Annotated in this window: 2 protein-coding genes; both read right to left on the reverse strand. The window is 73.5% G+C overall.

Annotation, left to right across the window (positions count from 1 at the left end; translation table 11 throughout):
- The coding region (locus GTR00_RS16425; RefSeq protein ID WP_166612664.1) for a hypothetical protein at nucleotides 1-237 on the reverse strand (237 nt) is incomplete at its 3' end.
- Between the two features lie 220 nt (nucleotides 238-457).
- Nucleotides 458-3373 (reverse strand): excinuclease ABC subunit UvrA, encoded by a 2916-nt coding sequence (gene uvrA, locus GTR00_RS16430; protein ID WP_407659715.1) that lies wholly within the window; start codon nucleotides 3371-3373, stop codon nucleotides 458-460.
- Nucleotides 3374-3732: the final 359 nt, after the last annotated feature.

The raw sequence follows: 3732 nt of genomic DNA on the forward strand, positions 1-3732 counted from the left end.
GGCCAGGCGGGCCTCGTAGGCCTCGGGGTTCTCGGCGATCCAGTGCAGCGCGCGCCGGGACGCCTGCTCGCGCTCGGCGGCCGTGGTGCCCACCCAGTGCTCGGGGTGGAAGGAGAGCCCCTCGAAGAGGTGCTCGCACACCGCCCCGCACGCCAGGCACAGGTCGCGGTCGCCGGTGCGGGGCCGGACGGCGTGCCCGTCCCGGTCGGTCCAGACGTGCTCGGACCAGGCGCTCACGGCCGCACCCGCTGCTCGCGCACCCGGTGCCCCGTCGCGGCACCGCGGGTGCGGGTGCCGAGCGGATCGCGCGAGGAGGGCCGTGCCACGGCGGGAGACTACCGGGAGCACCCGCGCCGGCCGTGGAGCGCGCGGGCGCGCCGCGCCCGCCGCCCGGGCCGGTGGGGACCGGTGGGCGCACGGCTGCCGCGCGCGCCGCCGCGGGCGGCGGCGGGCCGGGTCAGCTCGCGCGGGCGGCCGTCTTGCGGCGCGGTGCGGGCGTGCGCCGGGTGGGGGCGGACTCCGCGGTGCCCAGCAGCTCGGCCAGGAACCGGCCGGTGTGGCTGGCCGGGTCGGCGGCCACCTGCTCGGGGGTGCCGGTGGCCACGACCGCGCCGCCGCCCCCGCCGCCCTCGGGGCCCATGTCCACCAGCCAGTCGGCGCTCTTGATGACGTCGAGGTTGTGCTCGATGACCAGCACGCTGTTGCCCTTGTTGACCAGGCCCTGCACCACGCCCAGCAGCTTGCGGATGTCCTCGAAGTGCAGGCCGGTGGTGGGCTCGTCCAGCACGTAGATCGTGCGGCCGTTGGAGCGGCGCTGCAGCTCGGCGGCCAGCTTCACCCGCTGCGCCTCACCGCCGGAGAGCGTGGTGGCCGGCTGCCCCAGGCGCACGTAGCCCAGACCGACCTCGGTGAGGGTGCTCATGTAGCGGGAGATCGCCGGCACCGCCCCGAAGAAGTCCTTGGCCTCCTCGATGGGCATGTCGAGCACCTCGGCGATCGTCTTGCCCTTGAAGTGCACCTCGAGGGTCTCGCGGTTGTAGCGGGCGCCGTGGCACACCTCGCACGGCACGTACACGTCCGGCAGGAAGTTCATCTCGATCTTCAGGGTGCCGTCGCCGGAGCAGGCCTCGCAGCGCCCGCCCTTGACGTTGAAGGAGAACCGACCCGGCTGGTAGCCGCGCAGCTTCGACTCCGGCGCGGAGGCGAACAGCTTGCGGATGTGGTCGAACACCCCGGTGTAGGTGGCCGGGTTGCTGCGCGGGGTGCGGCCGATGGGGCTCTGGTCGACGTGCACCACCTTGTCCAGGTGCTCCAGGCCCTGCACGGACTTGTGCCGGCCGGGCACCCGCCGCGCGCCGTTGAGCTTGTTGGCCAGCACCGTGTAGAGGATGTCGTTGACCAGGGTGGACTTGCCCGAGCCGGACACGCCGGTCACCGCCACCAGGCAGCCCAGCGGGAACTCCACCGTGACGTCCTTGAGGTTGTGCTCGCGCGCGCCGCTGACCACGAGGGTGCGCTCGGGGTCCACGGGGCGGCGCTGCTCCGGCACCTCGATGCTGCGCGCTCCCGAGAGGTACTGCCCGGTCAGCGACTTCGGGTTGGCCAGCAGCCCGGCCACGTCGCCGGAGTGCACGACCTGCCCGCCGCGCTCACCGGCACCGGGGCCGAAGTCCACCACCCAGTCGGCCACCCGCACGGTGTCCTCGTCGTGCTCGACGACGATGAGGGTGTTGCCCAGGTCGCGCAGGCGCGTGAGGGTGTCGATCAGGCGCCGGTTGTCGCGCTGGTGCAGGCCGATGCTCGGCTCGTCCAGCACGTACAGCACCCCGACCAGGCCCGAGCCGATCTGCGTGGCCAGCCGGATGCGCTGCGCCTCGCCGCCGGAGAGGGTGCCCGCCGGGCGGTCCAGGGACAGGTAGTCCAGGCCCACGTCCAGCAGGAAGCCCAGCCGCGCCTGGATCTCCTTGACGACCTGCGCGGCGATCTTCTTCTCGCGCGGGGTCAGCGTCACGGTGTCCAGGAACGTGGCGCACTCGTCGATGGGCAGCGCGCACACGTCCGCGATGGAGAGCCCGCCGACCTTCACGGCCAGGATCGAGGGCTTCAGCCGCGCGCCCCCGCACACCGGGCACGGGGTCTCGCGCATGTACCCCTCGTAGCGCTCCTTGCTCCAGTCCGACTCCGTCTCGGCGTGGCGGCGCTTGACGAAGGGGATGACGCCCTCGAAGCCGGTGGAGTACTGCCGCTCGCGCCCCCAGCGGTTGCGGTAGCGCACCTGCACCTCGTGGTCCTTGCCGTGCAGCAGCGCGTCCTTGGCGCGCTTGGGCAGCGCCCGCCACGGGGTGTCCATCGAGAAGGACAGGTCCTCCGCCAGCGCGGTCATCAGGCGCTGGAAGTAGTCCGCCGAGCCCGACGCCCACGGCGCGATCGCGCCCTCGGCGAGGCTGAGGTCCTCGTCGGGGATCACCAGCTCCGGGTCGACCTCCAGCTGGGTGCCGATGCCGGTGCACTCCGGGCAGGCGCCGAAGGGGGCGTTGAAGGAGAAGGAGCGCGGCTCGATCTCGTCCACGTCCAGGGGGTGCTCGTTGGGGCAGGCCATCTTCTCGGAGAAGCGGCGCTCGCCCTCGGGGCCCTGCACGTCCACCAGGTCGGCGACCAGCAGCCCCCCGGACAGGACCAGGGCCGTCTCCACCGAGTCCGTCAGGCGCCGCTTGACGCCCTCCTTGACCACCAGGCGGTCCACCACCACCTCGATGGTGTGCTTGAGCTTCTTCTGCAGGGTGGGCGGGGCGTCCAGGGCGACGACCTCGCCGTCCACGCGGGCGCGGGCGAAGCCCTTGGACTGCAGCTCGCGGAAGAGGTCGGCGTACTCGCCCTTGCGGTCGCGCACCACCGGCGCCAGCACCTGGAAGCGGGTGCCGGTCTCCAGCTCCAGCAGCTGGTCGACGATCTGCTGCGGCGTCTGCCGGCCCACGGGCTCCCCGCACACCGGGCAGTGCGGGCGCCCGGCGCGCGCGAAGAGCAGCCGCAGGTAGTCGTAGACCTCGGTGATCGTGCCCACGGTCGAGCGGGGGTTGCGCGAGGTGGACTTCTGGTCGATGGACACCGCCGGCGACAGACCCTCGATGAAGTCGACGTCGGGCTTGTCCATCTGCCCCAGGAACTGCCGGGCGTAGGCCGACAGGGACTCCACGTAGCGGCGCTGGCCCTCGGCGAAGATCGTGTCGAAGGCCAGGGAGGACTTGCCGGAGCCGGACAGGCCCGTGAAGACGACCAGGCTGTCGCGGGGCAGGTCGACCGAGACGTTCTTCAGGTTGTGCTCGCGCGCACCGCGCACCACCAGGCGGTCGGAGGGGACGGCGGCGGTGGCCACCGGCCGCGTCGCGGTGGCGGCGGCCGCACGGGTCCGGGACGTGCGCCGGGGGGTGCTGCTGGTGCCGGACGAGCCGGTGGACGGGGTGCGAGAGGCCACGCCCCAACCCTAGGCGCCGTCTCCGACACGAGCCGCCGGACGGGGGCGCCACTGCCCGGTGCCGCGCCCGGTGCCGCGCCCGGTGCACCGCGCCCGGCACCACCCCCCTTCGGGGGTCGACCGATCGGCTGACGCCGGTAGTTGAAGGGGGCGACTACTCTGGGTGCATGGCCCCCGGTGACGCCGTCCTCGCCCCCCCCTCCTCGACCGGCCCCGCCCGCGGCGCCACCCGGTGGCTCGTCGGCGTCGAGCCACCGGGT

It is taken from the genome of Kineococcus indalonis, assembly GCF_009906395.1.
Classification (GTDB): Bacteria; Actinomycetota; Actinomycetes; order Actinomycetales; family Kineococcaceae; genus Kineococcus; species Kineococcus indalonis.